This window comes from Flavobacterium sp. LC2016-13 (genome assembly GCF_009707955.1).
Lineage (GTDB): Bacteria > Bacteroidota > Bacteroidia > Flavobacteriales > Flavobacteriaceae > Flavobacterium.
Window position 1 is genome coordinate 126,520 of record NZ_WMDQ01000008.1, and the last position, 18,172, is coordinate 144,691.

Below are 18,172 nucleotides of genomic sequence, written 5' to 3' on the forward strand. Positions count from 1 at the left end.
TAAACTTTGACAAAGATATTCAGACATCTGTAAAGGATTACTTTTTTTCAATTTTCACCATTCCATATCTTGTTGCAAGAAAGATATTCCCTTTTGAATCCTGATCAATATCCTCAATATAAGAAGTTGGAATATTAGAATTTGAGTTATTGTAGTTTTCCCAAACATTATTAATTGGATCAAACCTAATCAAACCACAACTTGAACTAGTAATCCATAATATATTCTCCTTATTATCATACAACATATTACTTGTATGATTAGCCGGAATACCCGAATTTTCGGTAGTATATTTTGTCCATACTCCATTAATAGACAAAACCCCAATTCCTTCATCTGAATTCATTTCTGTTCCTTTATCATTTTTATAAAGTCCAAAATATAAATTGCCTTTAGCATCTTCGGTCATACTTGTAATGCATCTTCCTTTTAATATAGATTTCGTTTTCTCAAACTCTGTAACCTTACCATTTTCATCGATCAGTAAACTTCCTTTAAAAGTTCCAATCCATAATCTATTCTTAGAATCTTTTTTAGCATAATAAACTTCATTCACAGGAAGTTCAGGCAGATTTTTTTGATTGAGAATCTTCCAATTTCCATCTTTTAAAATCATTAAACCTTCATCCGCACAAAAGAATACTTCTCCCGATTTTGGATTATTGATAATATGATAACATCCATCAATTCCAATTTCAGCAGGTAAATGATATTTCCATTTACCATCTTTAAAACTTAATATTCCTTTAGTTGTTGAAACCCAATAGGTATTTTCGTTATCAACTGCCATATCAAAATAAGCAAAATACTTACCAACAGGAATTATATCTTGTTCTGAGTTTTTAAATTTAACTCCATCATAAAAAAAAAGTTCCTCGTTAACTTCATACCATACATTGTCATTTTTATTAATAGCTAAATGATCACTTGATCCCGTAGATAAATTAGAATTTGATTTATTCCAAAATTTAATATTATAATTTTTAAGATTATCGTTTTTATAAACATAACTCGTATTATAAATTTCCGGTTTTTGAGGAGCGTCGAATGATTTTTTAAAAGATTTGAGATCAACTCTTTCAATTCTGCCAGTTATTTTTCCATCTTTAATAACAAAAACTAAAGTAATCGAAACCTTCTCTTCTTTTTTATCATTTGAAATTGCAGGAATCCAATCATCAAAATCATTTAATTCTTTTACAATTTTCGACGTAATAAAACTATTCGAAGTATCATTATGACTTAAGACACACCCATTGCCTTTAGAATCAACTAGAACTTGAAATTTAACAGCTCCGCTAATTTTATTCAAATTCAAAGATTCATTCAAACGTGATTCTAATTTGCTGAATTTCTCTTCGTTATAAGCCGCTTTTATATCTCCGCAATCGAGACAAAATCTATCTGTTTTACAATTTTCTAATTTAACAGGGAAAATGTTCTGAGCGCTTAGCTTGAAGAAAAAACAAATTATAAATAAGGTTAAAAATTTTATTTTCATTTATATTTTATATTGAGAAGCTTATGTTTTTTTTTCAAAAACCAAACAATCTAGTTTATTGAAATTCACAAAAAAAGGCACAAAATGATTATTTCATGCCTTGATTAATATTTTTTAAATTCTTCTTAGAAAAATCTGCTATGCCAGCTATCGGCTGCAGGAACTTCCCAAGATTCGTTGTATTCTTCGATATTGTTTACAAGGTTATTAAAAACAATTGTGTTTTCAGAAACCGATTTATCTTTCACCATTTTCTTGAAATCAATTAATGGTTTGTGTGCGATATGTTCACCAAGTTTAAAAGTTACGTTCATTTTATCTAACAAATCAACGTTGTATTTTTTCTCTAAACTTTGAATAAATTCTACCGAACTATCAATAGAACATCCTGTAGCAGCTTGTACATCCTGATTTACAGCCAAAATAATGAATCGGTTGTATTTTAGTTGGTACGAAGCTTCTAAACTTGTTCCATGCGCTGCCCATTCTTCTACAAAAGCTTTCAGGTCAGTTTCTATTTCAGAAAATTCTTCCTCAGAAAATTTTCTGTTTGATTGATAAATCCAGATTCTGGATTCACCAGGTAAATCTTCAAAAGGTATATACATTTTAATTTTTGTTTATTTTGTTTCAGGTTTCAGGTTTCAATCAAAACCTTTGAACCTTTGTTGCTTTGTTCCTTTGCACCTCAGATCAAAGATCTTGCGCATTAGCAATTAACTCAGCAATATCCATTACTTTAACTTGCCCTTCTTTTTCTTTGTTTTTAATACCATCCGTTAACATCGTATTACAAAACGGACAACCCGCTGCAATAATATCCGGTTGTACTTCTAAAGCATCTTCTGTACGCAATACGTTTACTTCCTTGTTTCCTGGTTCTGCATCTTTAAACATTTGTGCTCCACCTGCTCCGCAACATAAACCGTTTGCTTTTGAGCGCTTCATTTCGACTAATTCAACATCAAGTCTTTCAATTAAATCTCTTGGTGCTTCATAAACTTTATTTGCTCTTCCTAAATAACAAGGATCGTGAAAAGTAATTTTTTTACCTTTAAACTGACCACCTTCTACTGTTAATCTTCCGTCATCCATTAATGATTTTAAAAATTCAGTATGATGAATTACATCATATTGACCTCCTAATTCAGGATATTCATTTTTTAAAGTATTAAAACAATGCGGACAAGCAGTGACTATTTTTTTTGCTTCATAAGCATTCAAAACCTCGATATTCATCATGGCCTGCATTTGAAACAAAAATTCATTTCCAGCTCTTTTTGCCGGATCTCCGGTACAACTTTCTTCAGTACCAAGTACTGCGAAAGAAACATCTGTACGATTTAAAATACGTACAAATGCTTTTGTAATTTTCTTTGCTCTATCATCAAAACTTCCTGCGCAACCTACCCAAAACAAAACTTCTGGTTGTTTTCCTTCGGCCAGCATTTCTGCCATTGTTGGTACTACTAAACTTTCTGACATCTTCTTATTTTGTTAAATCGGTTAATCGTTTATTTGGTTAATCGCTCTCTCTGACATAACCTTACTAAAAACCTTAATATTTTATTATCGCTTAAACGGTTAATAACCCCTTAAACCATTTTAATTCTCGTTTTTCCAATTCAGTCTGTCCTGTTGGCTGTATTGCCAAGGTGCTCCATTATTTTCAATATTAGTCATCATCGCGTTCAATGACATTGGAGCAGCACTTTGTTCCATAACTAAATAACGGCGCATATCCATAATAATAGACAATGGACTGATATTTACCGGACATTCTTCTACACAAGCATTACATGAGGTACAAGCCCACAATTCTTCTGGTGTAATATAATCGTTTAATAAAGTTTTATTATCCGGAACAAAAACACCTTTATTGGCATCAATATTTTTTCCTACTTCTTGTAAACGATCTCTCGTATCCATCATAATTTTACGTGGAGACAATTTTTTACCGGTTTGATTTGCCGGACATGATGATGTACAACGACCACATTCGGTACAAGTATAAGCGTTTAACAACTGAACCCAGTTTAAATCCTGAACATCACTTGCGCCAAATTTACTTGGAGCAGCATTTTCATCAACTGGTGCAGCAGCAAACGGATCTGCATTTGGATCCATCATTAATTTAACTTCTTTTGTAACCGATTCCAGATTATCAAACTGACCTTCCGGTTTTAGGTTTGCAAAATAAGTATTCGGGAAAGCTAAAAGAATATGCAAGTGTTTTGAGAAGTACAAATAGTTCATAAAAACTAAAATACCCACAATATGTAACCACCAAAAAACTTCGAATAATAACGAAACTAATTCATTTGACATTCCGTTGAAGATTGGCGCAATAAACTGACTTATTGGAAAACTTCCGGCTCTGTGAAAATGAGAAAATCCTCCCGGAACATTTTGCAAATGGAAGTCAGAAGCATCCATTAACAAAAACAAAAGCATCAAAACTGTTTCGAAGTACAAGATGTAATTCGCATCACTTTTAGGAAAACCATTTAAATCCGGATTTATAAAACGTTTCAATTTGATAACGTTTCTTCTAATCCAGAAAACGGTAACTGCAAAAATGACAAGTATTGCCAATATTTCAAACGAAGCAATCAAAACGTCATAAACTACACCTAAATAAGGAGCAAAAATTCTATGCGTTCCAAATAATCCGTCAATAATAATTTCGAGTAACTCGATATTAATAATTATAAAACCTACGTATACAAAAATATGAAGTATTCCGGCTACAGGGCGTCTCACCATTTTTGATTGCCCAAGAGCAATCAATGCCATGTTTTTCCAACGTGCTTTAGAATTATCTTTTCGGTTTACATCTACTCCTAAATTGATGTTTCGGATGATCTTTTTTACGCTCGTTGCAAAAAAACCGAAACCTACTATTAGAAGTATAGCGAATAAAATATTATCTAAATAACTCATTCTAATTATTTTTTAGTAGTTGTATTTGCGTTTTCTGTTGGTGCTACATAAGGTTTGTTTTTCTTTCCAAAAAGAGAAACATTTACATAACGTGTTGGGTATAAACGTACATCTTGTAATAACAATTCTAATTCTTTTGAAGTTTTAGCTAAGTTATTATACAAGGCGTCATCATTTAATAATTTACCAGCAGTTCCTTTTCCTGAGTTTAAATTACTCATTATACCGTCTACTTTTGCTAATGTCTGGTTCAGGTTTCTAACTGTTTTACCTAAATCAGCTTTGTTTAAAGAATCAGATATTTTATTGAAGTTATTTGACATTTTATTAAAATTAGTCACTACTCCATTTATCTGACCTTTATTTGTATCTAAAATAGAATTCAGAGTTCCAGATGCTCTATGAAATTGCTCCATAGTCTGACTTAATTCTGCCAATGACTTCTTGATATCTTCTTGTCCTTTTCTGTCCAGAACATTGTTTAATCCTGTTACAAGAGTATTAATATTAGCAAGCATTAAATCTAATTTTTGCTGAATTGGCTCGATTTTACCTCCTAAGGATTCTGTTAAACCTAATTCAATATTCCCTTGTAGCGCTTGACCGTCTACAACTGGCTCTTTATCCTTAAGGTTAGGAACAATTTTAATTTGTTTTCCACCAATTAAACTTGGTGAATATAAATATGCTTCACTGGTTTTAGAAATTGGAAAATCGGTTTTTAGTTGTAGTTCTACTAATAATCTTCCTGTATTTTCATTGATCGTGATTTTAGTCACTTTACCAATCGCAAGTCCGTTTAAAGTTACTGGCGCTGATTGTGGCAAATCTTCCACATTATCATATTCAACATATAATGTCTGGTAATTTGTAAAAAGGTCTCTGCCTTTTAGAAAACTATATCCCCAAATAAATAATAAAATTGACGCGATGACTAATATAGCCGTTTTGATTTCTCTTGTTAGTTTCAAAATTCTAAGTGTTTCTACAAAATTAATATAAATATTCGAACTTGTTACTTTTATTTAATTGCGTCCTGAATATTGATTTTTTCTCCGTCTTTATAAGCTATCAGGAAAGCAGCTCCATATCCTTTATTTTTAGCTTCTTGCAAATATTTTTTTGCATCATCATAATCCGAAGTTTCCTGATAAAAATATTTATATATATTATTTTCAAATAACATTGTTACATTTTTAAGGCCTTTGAAGTTTTTAGGTTCTAATGTTGTTTTTTTAATACTTGCAATAAGCTGCACTTTAAAGAAGGTACCTTTTGGAGCATTTTTTATTATTGTAGGTGTTTCTGTAACTTTAGGTTTTGCAGTCGAAGTATCTTTTACCGGTCTTGTATCTACCTCTATATTTCCATTACCAAAATACTCTCTTTTATAACTTATGATTGCTTCGGCAATGGCTTTGGCAATATCGTCCTGCCCTTTTTCAGAATTTAAAATATTTCCTTCTGTTGGGTTTGAAACGAAACCTGTTTCTACTAAAACTCTTGGCATAAATGCTTTATGAAGTACCATAAATGGTGCTTGTTTAACGCCACCCTGACGAAGTTTTTTTCCAAGCTTGTCAAAATTAGCTTCGATTTTATCCGCAAGTGATATACTGTTGTCCATATATTCTTCCTGCATCAAAGTCATTCCTACCAATGATTCTGGAGAATTTGGGTCGTAACCTTCATATTTACGTTTATAATCTTTTTCTAAAGTAATAACCGAGTTCTCTTTTTTAGCGGCTTCAAGATTCGATGCTACTTTACTTAAACCCATAACATAGGTTTCAGTTCCGTCTGCAGCCGTATTTTTATTTGCATTACAGTGTATGGAGACAAAAATATTCGAATTTGCCCTGTTCGCAATGTTAGCTCTTTCGACAAGATCTATGAAAACATCTGTTTTACGAGTATAAATAACATCTATATTAGGACTAGCTTCTAATATTTTTCCAACTTTTAACACAATTGCCAAGGCAATATTTTTTTCTATTCTTCCACTATAAACCGCACCAAAGTCATGATCGCCATGTCCGGCGTCGAGAGTTACTTTAAAGACATTTGATTGACTGTAAGCACAAAAAGTAGTTATTGTTAGAAAAAAACTAAAGATTAGTCTAGTTTTGTTAATTATATTCATAAATCTAAAAGTTAATTTTAATAAAATGCAACTGCTATAATTTTTATAATTGATTATTTTTGCCAAAAAATTATATGTAAGTTTGACATGTCAAAAAACAAGCCATACTTTTACAAAAATAGCATTTAAACCTTTGCATACAAACTTATTTAATATCGTTTTAATATCATTTTTCCTAACACTAGGATGTGGTAAATTATATTCGCAAGAGATAAAAAACAAAAACAAGCCCTTACCAGCTGTAAAACAAACAGATAAACCAACAAAAAGTACAAATGATACTATAAAATTGGATACTGTCAGGCCAAAAAAGACTTTTCTTGACGGAAAAGTAAAATATATCGCGAAGGATTATGCCAAAATAGATCAGAAAAAGAAAACCATCACGCTTTATAATGAAGCTGAATTATACTATAAAGATGTTGAGTTAAAGTCAGGTATTATTGTACTTGATTACGATAAAGATGAAGTCTATGCCGGTAGAATAAAAGATTCTGCGGGAGTTTTGACGCAATATCCTAACTTTAAACAAGGATCAAGCGAAGTTCAGCCCGACTCTATCCGTTTTAACTTTAAGACAAAAAAGGCTTTAATTTTTAATTCAAGAACTGAACAAGGCGAATTTAAGATCAAAGCAGCGGTAACCAAAAAAGAAAACGATTCTGTTTACTTTTTAAAAGGTGCTCGTTTTACCACTGCAAAAGATATTGATAATCCTGAATACTATTTCCGAACGAACAAGGTAAAATTTGTACCGAACAAAAAAGTAGTTGTTGGTGTTACCCAAATGGTAATCGCTGATGTACCTACTCCTCTGGCATTACCTTTTGCTTTTTTCCCCATGACTAAGGAAAAAAGTGTTTCGGGAATTATTATACCAAGTTATAATGACTCTAATACCCGTGGATTTTCATTGCAAAACTTAGGGTATTATTTTGCCTTAACGGATAATTACGACCTGACGGTTTTAGCTGATTATTATACAAATGGTAGTTATGCCATGCGATTTGAATCTGCTTATGCTACAAGATATAAATACAGAGGTAATATTAATGTTCGTTTTGAGAATTTAATAAACAGCGAAAGAGGTTATCCTGATTACTCTAAACAGAATATCTACAACATTCAGTGGTCGCACTCTAAAGACACTAAATCGAATCCAAATTCAACATTTTCTGCTTCTGTGAATATGGGTAGTAGTAAATATTTTAAGCAGTCTATCAATCAGGCCAATGTTGGATCTAATTTGAACAATACTTTAAGTTCTTCTATTTCATATAATAAAACATTCAATACGATTCCGCAAGCGAGAATATCGTTGACAGCAACGCATTCGCAAAATACCCAAACAGAACAAATCAACATGACTTTGCCTACATTGCAGGCAAGTATAGATCGTGTTTATCCGTTTGTTGGCAAGGATGGCGTAAAAAAAGGTTTCATCAAAAACATCAACTTACAATATAATTTAAGCGGTAAAAACAACATTGTAACTACCGACTCATTATTCTTTAAACCTCAAATGTTTAGAGATGCACAAATAGGAATGCAACACTCTATTCCAATTAGTACCAACTTTAAAATATTTAAATATTTTAGTGCAGGAGCTTCTACTAATTACCAGGAAACATGGGTAACCAAAACAATTCAAAAAGAATATAATACCGATTTAAGCAAAGTAGAAACTTCAACTATAAATGGTTTTGATGCTTTTAGAACATATAATTTCAGCACAAATTTAGGAACTACTATTTATGGTACTTTTAATTTTGGAGATGATAAAAAAATTCAATCGATTCGTCACGTTATGCGACCTACAGTTACGTACGCATACACGCCAAGTTTTGAAAAATACTACAATACTTATGCTGTTGATGCTTCGGGAACAATAACAACTGAATACACGCGATTTGAAGGTGGTGTTTACGGTGCTCCGAGTAAAGACAATTCTAATATTGTTGCATTTGCTTTAAGCAACACTTTTGAAGCTAAAGTAAGAGACAGCGACAGTACAAAAACAGAACCTAAAAAAATAATGCTGCTGAACAATTTAAACTTCAGTACGAGTTATAATTTTAATGCTAACGGAAAAGAAACTTTAGCCTGGCAACCTGTACTTGTAAGCGGTGGAACTCAATTTTTTGACAATAAAATGAATGTCAATTTTGGAGCTACTTTAGATCCTTATGCAATTGACAATTCAGGAAAAAGACTGAATACTTATAATATTGATAATGGCGGAAGTTTGTTTAGAATGACAAGTGCCAATTTAACTTTAAACTACTCTTTTTCTAATAAAGACAAAGGCGGAAAAGAGGAGAATAAACAAAGTGAACGGAATGGTGGACGTAAAGATGATTTATTTGGTACCAATACCGATTTAAATGATCCACGAAACAGTCAGTTCGCGAATGACAAAGATGATAAGGATGATGTTATTACTGAATTCTTTAATTCAAAAATACCTTGGGATATGACATTGGCGTATTCGTTGACGTATACTAATGTAAATCGGGAAAGTAAAATTAGCGGAAACTCAATCATGATTTCTGCCAATATGGATATAACTCCAAAATGGAAAGGCGGAGTTTCTACAGGTTATGATTTTGTACAAAAAGGGGTTACTTTTACCCAGTTCCGTTTCGAAAGAGATTTATTAAGCTGGAGAATGGCATTTAACTGGAGTCCACTTGGTGTTAATTCTAACTGGAATTTCTTTATCGGAATTAAATCAGGTGTTCTTAGTGACATTAAATGGAACAAACGAAGCACTTCTAATCGATAATAAAATCGTATTTTTAGCTATACAAATCTTTTTGATCATTAAATTCTTAATGATTGAATAAGTCTATTTTTGCATTTAACAATCTATTACTATGAAAAAAATAATTTTTACAGAAAAAGCACCAGCTCCAATCGGGCCTTATAATCAGGCGGTATTATCAGGAAATACACTTTATGCTTCTGGACAGATTGCAATAAATCCGGCATCCGGAGAACTTGTTACAGAAAATATCAATGACGAAACGCATCAGGTAATGCAAAATATTGCTGCTATTTTAGAAGCAGCCGATATGACTTTTGAAAATGTCGTTAAAGCAACTATATTCATTATGGATATGAATAATTTTGGTGCAATAAATACGGTTTACGGATCTTATTTTAACGAAAAAACCGCTCCAGCTCGTGAAACGGTTCAAGTGGCATGTTTGCCAAAAAATGTAAATGTTGAAATATCTATAATTGCTGTGCAATAGCATCTAATAATAATTGTGCCGTTGCTTCGTTTGTTGCCAGCGGCACATTATGCACATCGCAAACCCGAATCAACATATTGATATCAGCTTCGTGAGGATGACTTGATAATGGATCTTTAAAAAAGATGACCATTTTTGTAATTCCTTCTGCCACTCTGCCAGCAATTTGCGCATCTCCGCCTAAAGGTCCGGAAAGCATTCTTAGGGTTTTAAAACCCGCTGCTTCAGCTTTTCCTCCAGTTGTTCCTGTACCAATAAGGCTTATTTTTTCATGATGTAAAACTTCAGTATTTTTAATCAAAAAATCAATTAAATCTGCTTTTTTACCATCATGCGCAATAATAGCAATCTCCATAAAACCAGAACTATTGATTAGCAACATGGTACGCAATTAATCCGTCGATTGGTCTTCTTAACACATTACCTAATTGAAGCTCGTATTTATCAAAAGTTTCTTTTAATTCATCTTTTAAATAAAAAGCAATAGAACCAACAAAGTGTACCGGAACTTCTTTACAATTATCGAATTGTTTGATATAGTTTTTAACGAACGATTTCATTCCTTTGAAAATGATTTTTCTACAAAATTCTGAATCTTTATGTTTGATTAAGAATTTAGCAAATGTCGCTAAATAAGCATTTGGATTTGGTTCTTTATATAATTTGTTTTTGATAAAATCAGCATCTAAATTATATTCTTTTTCAAATTCAACTGCCAGTTCTTTAGGCATTTTATTGAAATAATACTTTCTGATTAATTCTTTTCCAAAAACATTTCCACTGCAATCATCCATAGCAATATAGCCTAATGACTGTACTTTTTGATGCAATAGTTTTCCATCAAAATAACTACAGTTAGAACCTGTTCCTAAAATACTTACGATTGCTTCTTCTCCTTTTGGAGTTGTTGCATAAACCGCAGCATAGGTATCTTCATGAACTTCAACAATAGCATTGTTAAAATATTCCTGAAATATTTGAGAAAGTGCAGTTTGCATTCTCTCTGTCCCACAACCTGCTCCGTAAAAGAACAAATGAGTAGCATTTTTTTTATTTTGTAGAATATCAAAACGATCGTTTAATCTTGAAACAATTTCAGGACCGTCAAGAATTTCAGGGTTTAATCCCAGGGTTTGTGTGGTGAATAATACTTTTCCGTTATCATCGATCGCAATCCAATCTGCTTTAGTAGACCCACTATCAACTATTAATTTCATTTTCTTTAGTTTTTGGATTAGTTTTTTCTCATATTAATTTAAAAGTGTGTTTTTTACATTAATTAAAGTCGAAACAAAATAAGAAAATCCCGTTACTTTTAGATAACGGGATTTGCCAAATTTATATATTATTATTTTAAACCTGCGATGTGCACAGATAAATCAATTAATTTACTAGAGTATCCATACTCATTATCGTACCAAGATACGAATTTGAAGAAAGTTGAATTTAAACCAATTCCTGCAGTTGCATCAACGATTGAAGTTCTTTTATCAGAAATAAAATCTTGAGAAACAACAGCATCTTCAGTATAACCTAAGATACCTTTCATTGTAGTTTCAGATGCAGTTTTCAATACAGCTAAAATTTCTTCGTAAGTAGTTTCTTTAGCAACTTTTACAGTTAAATCTACTACAGAAACGTCAGCAGTAGGAACACGGAAAGACATTCCAGTTAATTTTCCATTTAAAGAAGGAATTACTTTTCCAACCGCTTTTGCAGCACCAGTCGATGAAGGAATGATGTTGATTGAAGCAGCACGTCCACCTCTCCAGTCTTTTCTAGAAGGACCGTCAGCTGTCATTTGAGTTGAAGTTGTTGCGTGAACAGTTGTCATTAAAGCTTCTTCAATTCCAAAGTTATCGTGAATAACTTTAGCTAAAGGAGCTAAACAGTTTGTAGTACAAGAAGCATTAGAAACAACTAAATCTGAAGCTTTTGCAGTTTCGTGGTTTACACCCATTACAAACATTGGAGCATCTGCAGATGGAGCAGAAATAATTACTTTTTTAGCACCACCTTTAATGTGCTCATTTGCAGTTTCGATAGTTGTGAAAATACCAGTACATTCAGCAACTACATCAACATCTACTTCGTTCCATTTTAAATCAGCAGGATTTCTTTCTGCAGTGATACGGATATTTCTTCCGTTTACATAAAGTTTTCCTTCTTTTACTTCAACAGTTCCGTTGAAACGACCGTGAACTGAATCATATTTTAATAAGTAAGCTAAATGATCTACATCTAATAAATCGTTGATTGCTACTACTTCTACATTATCTCTATTGAATGATTCTCTGAAAACGATTCTTCCAATACGTCCAAATCCGTTTATTCCTAATTTTACTTTTGACATTTTACTTAATTTTTGCTTTTGTTTTTATTACACTAATTTAAAGTCTAATTTCCTCACAATAAACTTCTTCTATTTTAAACTTTTATTTTTATGTTGACATTATATCAGACACTCTCAATAATTCTCTATCAATTTCAGATTTCCCTTTAATTGCTTGTTCTAATGGAGTTAAAGCTACTTTATCTTCACGCAAACCAACCATATAGTTTGATTTACCTTCTATTAAAGATTCTACTGCTTTTACACCTAAACGGCTTGCTAACACACGATCAAAACAAGATGGAGAACCACCGCGCTGCATATGTCCTAAAACAGAAACTCTTACGTCGTACTCAGGTAAATTAGCTTCAACATAATCTTTTAATTCGAAAACGTTTTTACCAATTTTATCTCCCTCAGCAATAACAACTATACTTGATGATTTTCCTGAAGCTTTACTTTTTTGTAGTGAGTCTAGCAATCTGTCTAAACCTAAATCTTCTTCAGGAATAAGGATTTCTTCTGCTCCTGCACCAATACCGGCGTTAAGAGCAATATGTCCTGCATCTCTACCCATAACCTCCACAAAAAACAGACGGTTGTGTGAACTTGCAGTATCTCTAATTTTATCAATACAATCTACAACAGTATTTAAGGCTGTATCATATCCTAAAGTATGACTTGTACCAAAAATATCATTATCAATTGTACCCGGAATTCCCATTACAGGAAAATCATATTCTGAATTAAAAATCAAACCTCCGGTAAAACTTCCGTCTCCACCAATAACAACCAAAGCATCAACTCCGGCTTTTAAAAGGTTTTCGTGCGCTTTTTTTCTACCTTCCGGCGTTCTAAACTCAACAGAACGAGCCGATTTTAAGATCGTTCCTCCTTTGTTTACAATGTTATTTACGCTTCGAGGGCCCATTTCTTTGAAATCTCCTTCGATCATTCCTTGATACCCTCTATAAATTCCTATGCATTCTATATTATGATAAGCACATGTTCGAACAACTGATCGTATTGCGGCGTTCATTCCTGGTGAGTCTCCTCCTGAAGTTAGAACACCAACTTTTTTTATTGTTTTTGGCATTATTTAAGTATTAAAGTGTAAAATTAGCAAACATTCAGCACTTTTCGGGTTATGATTATAATAATTTAATCAAATCTGTTAAATGCAAACGTTTTCGTTAATAAGTTTTTTGATATAAAAAAATTCATTTAAAATAATAAAAGGCACATATTTTAATTAAATCCTTAAAATTAACAATACATTAATGAAGTGTTATAAAAATCTTGATAAGCTCTCATTTTCAAAAACTTATCAATCTATAAATTTAGCATAAAAAAACCATTATAAAAATGGTTTTAATAAACTTAACGTTTTATCAACAAATTGACTTTAGAAATCATTGTCATCAGGAATGTAACCCTGATTATTTGTTGGCTGAGGCTTTTCCTTTTCTTTTTCTTCTTGTTTTTTCTCAGCTGCCTTCTTATCTTTTTCAGCCTGTTTTTTATTAGAGAAAGTAATATCGTCCGGTAAATATGAATCCGGTAAATCATCTGGAGAACTTTTCAGGGTTCTTTCTAATTTATGATTTTTAAAAATCTTATTGACTAATTCCGTAAAAGTATCAAAATCGACTTCATACGAAATACCAACTCCTTGTGTGTAGCCAATTCCCTGTCCAACATAATTAATATCATTTTCTTTATTAAACAAACGCAGATTCATAGAACCATCTTCGTTAACTCTGTAAAGAATTTCAATATCTCCAACAATGGCAGATTCATTAACGCCTCCTACCGGAACTCCTAATTTTCCGTTTATGGATATTTTTTCATTAATCTGCGACGAAATATTAGCTACAAATTGTCCATCGGCTTCCTGACCAATTCTTTTATCGGCAGAGATAAAATTCAAATCGATATTAAACTTATCATTATCAGATTTAATAATTCCGCCTAATAAACTTGCTGCAGTCTCGGCAAACGTTCCTGATAAATCACTTTGGTTAAAACCGTCCGGACTCATAAACGATCCTGTTGACAGTAAATACAACGCTTGCGTCTGGCGAACATCTTTATCGTCTAACTTATATTGTATCTCTGATTTTAAAACATTACTTACGGATGGAAACTGAATATCAAAATTAGGCTCAGGACTTGTTAAATCTCCTCTTAAACCAATCACAACTTCAACCGGTACTTTTTTATTGAACGATGAGTTATTTAATAATACAGCCGGATTCGCCGATGTTCTGTAAACTGCTTCCAGATTCAGCTGGGCTTTCATCGGGTTTCCTTCCCAAATTATCGATCCACCTTTTTTAACTGCGAATTTTTTATCAATTAAACCTCCATATTTAAAATTATAGGTTCCTTCGTATGCCTGGAAATCTCCCCACATATTAAATTTACCGAGTGTATTAATTTTAAATAATAATGATCCGTAACCTTTTCCTTTCATACCGTGACCTGAATTTCGATCCAGAATTACTTCGACTTCGGCGTCTGGTGTAATATCAAAATCAAATTCTAATTCAAGACCGTTATAATTTCTGGTTTTTTCTACAATACCATTTGCCTGGTTATATTTCTCTTTTGGCGTTACAAAATGTATCCAGCTGCTCTCTCCTACACTTTGAACATTATTTATAGGTATCTTAACTTCAGTACCTTTCTCAGATTTAGCATCTACTTTTATAAATAAACTTTGTGTTGGCCCTTTAATACTTGCCGTACCATTAATAAATGCGGTACCAAAATACGCTGCATCATCACTATCTTTTGTATCAAGTGCCAATAATCGTTTCGAAGTAATGTTTAAATCGAGTTTCCAATCCCCAAAATTATGATGTTCGATACTACCGTTCAACAATCCTTTTGTACCGTATTTAGTATCTGTTAACTGATTATTTCTAAACAAAAACTTCTCATCGGTAAGATCAATAACCGTTCGATCGCTTAATGCATAATCGACATTCAGGTACGGAATTGTCATTCCGGCTTTTTCAACATAAAGTCGTCCGTTAATTTCAGGTTTTTTAATATTCCCCACAACGGCTGCATTTCCGGAAACACTTCCTCTAATATTAGACAAAACATCTCCACCAACAGTTCCTAAAGTTGCCATATTAAAGCCATCTAATTTTAATCGTAAATCCAGAATCGTTTCTTTATTTTCGATTGCAAAATTCCCGTTAGCACTAAAGGATTCCGTAAAACCATTTTGAATGGAAGAATTTATAGTAAACTTTTTCAGACTCTGATCCCCCGAAATATCAAAGTTTAAAGTCCCTAAATCTATTTTATTCAAATTAAGATGATCGATAACAATGGATGCCGTGGGTTGATAAACATCTTTATTCTGTTTGAAATTCACGTTACCGTTCAAATTACCATTAAATACAAATTTTGAATTGAATGGCGTAATTTTATTAATATCAACATCTTCAAAATTCAGCACTATATCTTTATAATCGCTTCCTTTTAAAACTCCGTTTAAATCAATTTTTTGATCTTCGTGCGAAAGCACAATATTATTGATATTAAAATTCTTAAAGCTTTTATCGAAAACAATTTGATTATCTGAATTTTCTTTTTCGTTTAAGTACCATAAATAGTCTTTAAATTTCATTTCAGATTTTTTAATACCAACGACGTTATTTTTGTTTTTGTCTATCGTATGAAATAAATTCAGATTATAATAATCCTCGCCTTTATCTCCACCTTTAAATTCTGAACGAACATATAAGGTATCTTTTGAGGTAACATTAATTAAATTGAAATCGCGAATTTTATAATATGGCGTTTTAATACTATCTAATTCTATAAAAGCATTATAAAGCGGGTTTTTATTATCAACATTAATTCTGATATTATCGAATGTATTTTTTGCTGCAGTTATTTTTTGAGATTTAAATCGGAATTTAAACTCGCCTAAATCAGCATCAATTTTTCCACGAACTACAGTTGATGAGTCGATATTAATTTCCGGATACAACATTTCGACAACTTTATCATATACATGAAAATTGAAACGCAAAAATTGTCCTTTTTTAATTTTATAAGGTTTATAATTGGTATAAAGACTTCCAATCGAATTCATAACCAGTTTGTCTAATTGAGCAAACTGAAATTTACCCACAATTTTACCATTTACAATATCTGTAGAATTAACCGTTATCGTGCGCAGTTTATCAGCATCAAAACTAGAATTGACTGTAAGTTCATCAAATGCATAAGTCGATTTTGGATTTTGGTAAACAGCATCTTTAATGTAAACATTTCCCTGAAGGTTTTCAATAGAATTTCCGGTAAGTTCTACAACAGCATCTCCTTGAAAATGAGAAATTGAATCGTTTACGAATTTCAGTTTTCGTAAATCTGCATTTTCAACATTAATGTGGAAATCGTATTTGCTTTCTCGCTTACTTAAATCAACTAATCCGTCAAAGGTTAAAGTTAAATTAGGGTCGTTTATAGATATTTGTCCTTTATAATAAGGTAGCTTAAAATTACCGTTTACTACAATATTATTATAGGTATACTTATTATAGTCTAGTTTTTCGATATCACCTTTTATAATCGTATTTAAATATTTCTCTGTAAAACCAACACCGTCAACATCTAAATTTAAAGTTGTTCTTCCAAGATCTTTGCGTTGCAGCAATGCTCCGATATTAAAATTATCCAAGACAATATTTCCCGAATAAGAGGCTTTATCAATAAAATCCATATTATTCAGATGCAAATCGACCTCACCATTTCCTAATTCAGTAATTAACTTAAATTTTGCCTCTAACTCTGTTGTCGAAAGTTTTGTTTTTCCAACAATATTAAATTTACCAATTCTCTTAAGTTCTTTTGGAAGTTTTGTGCCCAAAACATTTGGCAATAAAGCCACTAAATTATCATAACTGGAAACAAGCCTGTCAAACTTTCCTTCCATAGCAAACTTTTGATCTTTGCTTCCTAAGAGATTATGAAAATTAATATTACCAACAATTCTGGAACCGTTGGTATCTGTAAGCCTAATTCTTTTTAAATTTAAATTATTAAGCGTTCCTTTTATCTTTGTTTTAAGTTTAAAATGCTGGTTTTTACCCAATCCGTCATAAAAATAACGAATATCATTGGTAGCAATCGAAGCAGAATCAAGCGCAACATCAAACTTAACTTTATCTGTAAAAGCCAGAAAATCGCCTGGTTTATAATTCAGGATTGCTTTACCGTAAATCGATGATCTTTTGGTTTTTATAGTCAGATTTTCAAGTTTAATCTGCTTTTTGGTATAACTAAACTTTGCCGCCAGATTAGAAACATACAATCCTCTATGATCCTCAAATGAAAATCTGTGAATTGTTGTATTGACATCCGGGCCGTAAATTTTAAAATCGCTGATATAAGCGTTAAGCTTTTTAAAATCAACCAGTTTTGGTGTTTTTTTATTTTCATCAATAACAGAAAAAGTACCTTTTGAGATATAGGCGTTTTTGGCTGTTAATAAAAAGTGTTTGTTGGTTTTAGAAGGTTTATCAGAATCAAATAATCGAATAAATTTATTGATGTTATTTTCGTCTTCGCCTTTATAGGTTTTCAGATTAAAGATTAAACCTGTTAATCGAATATCTCCAAAAATTAAATCGCCATCGAGTAATCTTGTAATACTTAAAATATCAGTATTAATAATATCAGAATAGATTAAAGTTTTTTTATGATGATCGCGAATGAGTACATTTTTAAGTTTTACGCCACCAAAAATATTAATCGCGACTTTATCGATCGTAATATCAGTTTTAAAATCGTCGTTTAATGAATTGGTAATATATTGTGCAATTTTGGTTTGCACAATAGGCAAAGACAATGTTATAGCTAATGCCAGCAAAAGTAAGATTAACCCAATTAGGGTTCTTGATATTATTTTCTTTACTTTTTTGATAGCTGCTTTAATTTTAGTTTTTCTTTTTAATTTATTTGAACAGACA

13 protein-coding genes are annotated in these 18,172 nt (G+C 31.9%); 2 read left to right on the forward strand and 11 right to left on the reverse strand.

What is annotated here, in order from left to right; all coding sequences use genetic code 11:
- Positions 1-37 precede the first annotated feature (37 nt).
- The 6 genes from GKZ86_RS25260 to GKZ86_RS16710 form a co-directional block, all read right to left on the reverse strand.
- On the reverse strand, positions 38-1,501 hold the full coding sequence (locus GKZ86_RS25260; RefSeq protein WP_194632565.1) for a two-component regulator propeller domain-containing protein: 1,464 nt from the start codon (positions 1,499-1,501) through the stop codon (positions 38-40).
- A gap of 125 nt (positions 1,502-1,626) precedes the next feature.
- The gene (locus GKZ86_RS16690) at positions 1,627-2,109 is read right to left on the reverse strand and encodes an ABC transporter ATPase (protein WP_133508092.1); all 483 of its coding nucleotides are present in this window, start codon (positions 2,107-2,109) and stop codon (positions 1,627-1,629) included.
- Between the two features lie 85 nt (positions 2,110-2,194).
- Positions 2,195-2,986: a (Fe-S)-binding protein gene (locus GKZ86_RS16695; RefSeq protein WP_154784209.1), complete on the reverse strand. Its 792-nt coding sequence runs from the start codon at positions 2,984-2,986 to the stop codon at positions 2,195-2,197.
- A gap of 120 nt (positions 2,987-3,106) precedes the next feature.
- The gene (locus tag GKZ86_RS16700; RefSeq protein ID WP_154784210.1) at positions 3,107-4,444 is read right to left on the reverse strand and encodes a (Fe-S)-binding protein; all 1,338 of its coding nucleotides are present in this window, start codon (positions 4,442-4,444) and stop codon (positions 3,107-3,109) included.
- Between the two features lie 5 nt (positions 4,445-4,449).
- A complete protein-coding gene (locus GKZ86_RS16705) occupies positions 4,450-5,415 on the reverse strand; it encodes an MlaD family protein (protein WP_154784211.1) in 966 nt (321 codons plus the stop codon).
- 50 nt (positions 5,416-5,465) lie between these two features.
- Positions 5,466-6,587, reverse strand: coding sequence for an N-acetylmuramoyl-L-alanine amidase (locus tag GKZ86_RS16710; protein WP_154784212.1), 1,122 nt, complete (start codon positions 6,585-6,587; stop codon positions 5,466-5,468).
- Positions 6,588-6,669: 82 nt separating this feature from the next.
- On the opposite strand from GKZ86_RS16710, the gene GKZ86_RS16715 reads away from it, so the two are divergent.
- A complete protein-coding gene (locus GKZ86_RS16715) occupies positions 6,670-9,372 on the forward strand; it encodes a putative LPS assembly protein LptD (RefSeq protein ID WP_194632564.1) in 2,703 nt (900 codons plus the stop codon).
- Between the two features lie 91 nt (positions 9,373-9,463).
- Entirely contained in the window at positions 9,464-9,844 is a 381-nt protein-coding gene (locus GKZ86_RS16720; protein ID WP_154784214.1) for a RidA family protein, read from the forward strand.
- Here GKZ86_RS16720 and GKZ86_RS16725 read toward each other — a convergent pair.
- The 5 genes from GKZ86_RS16725 to GKZ86_RS16745 all read right to left on the reverse strand — a co-directional run bounded on the left by GKZ86_RS16725 (position 9,825) and on the right by GKZ86_RS16745 (position 18,051).
- Entirely contained in the window at positions 9,825-10,199 is a 375-nt protein-coding gene (locus GKZ86_RS16725) for a methylglyoxal synthase (protein WP_154784363.1), read from the reverse strand. The genes GKZ86_RS16720 and GKZ86_RS16725 overlap by 20 nt on opposite strands.
- 10 nt (positions 10,200-10,209) lie before the next feature.
- Entirely contained in the window at positions 10,210-11,061 is an 852-nt protein-coding gene (locus tag GKZ86_RS16730; protein ID WP_154784215.1) for an N-acetylglucosamine kinase, read from the reverse strand.
- 131 nt (positions 11,062-11,192) lie between these two features.
- The gene (gap, locus tag GKZ86_RS16735) at positions 11,193-12,197 is read right to left on the reverse strand and encodes a type I glyceraldehyde-3-phosphate dehydrogenase (RefSeq protein ID WP_154784216.1); all 1,005 of its coding nucleotides are present in this window, start codon (positions 12,195-12,197) and stop codon (positions 11,193-11,195) included.
- A gap of 88 nt (positions 12,198-12,285) precedes the next feature.
- Positions 12,286-13,272, reverse strand: coding sequence for a 6-phosphofructokinase (gene pfkA / locus GKZ86_RS16740; RefSeq protein WP_154784217.1), 987 nt, complete (start codon positions 13,270-13,272; stop codon positions 12,286-12,288).
- Between the two features lie 309 nt (positions 13,273-13,581).
- On the reverse strand, positions 13,582-18,051 hold the full coding sequence (locus GKZ86_RS16745) for a translocation/assembly module TamB domain-containing protein (protein WP_154784364.1): 4,470 nt from the start codon (positions 18,049-18,051) through the stop codon (positions 13,582-13,584).
- Positions 18,052-18,172 lie beyond the last annotated feature (121 nt).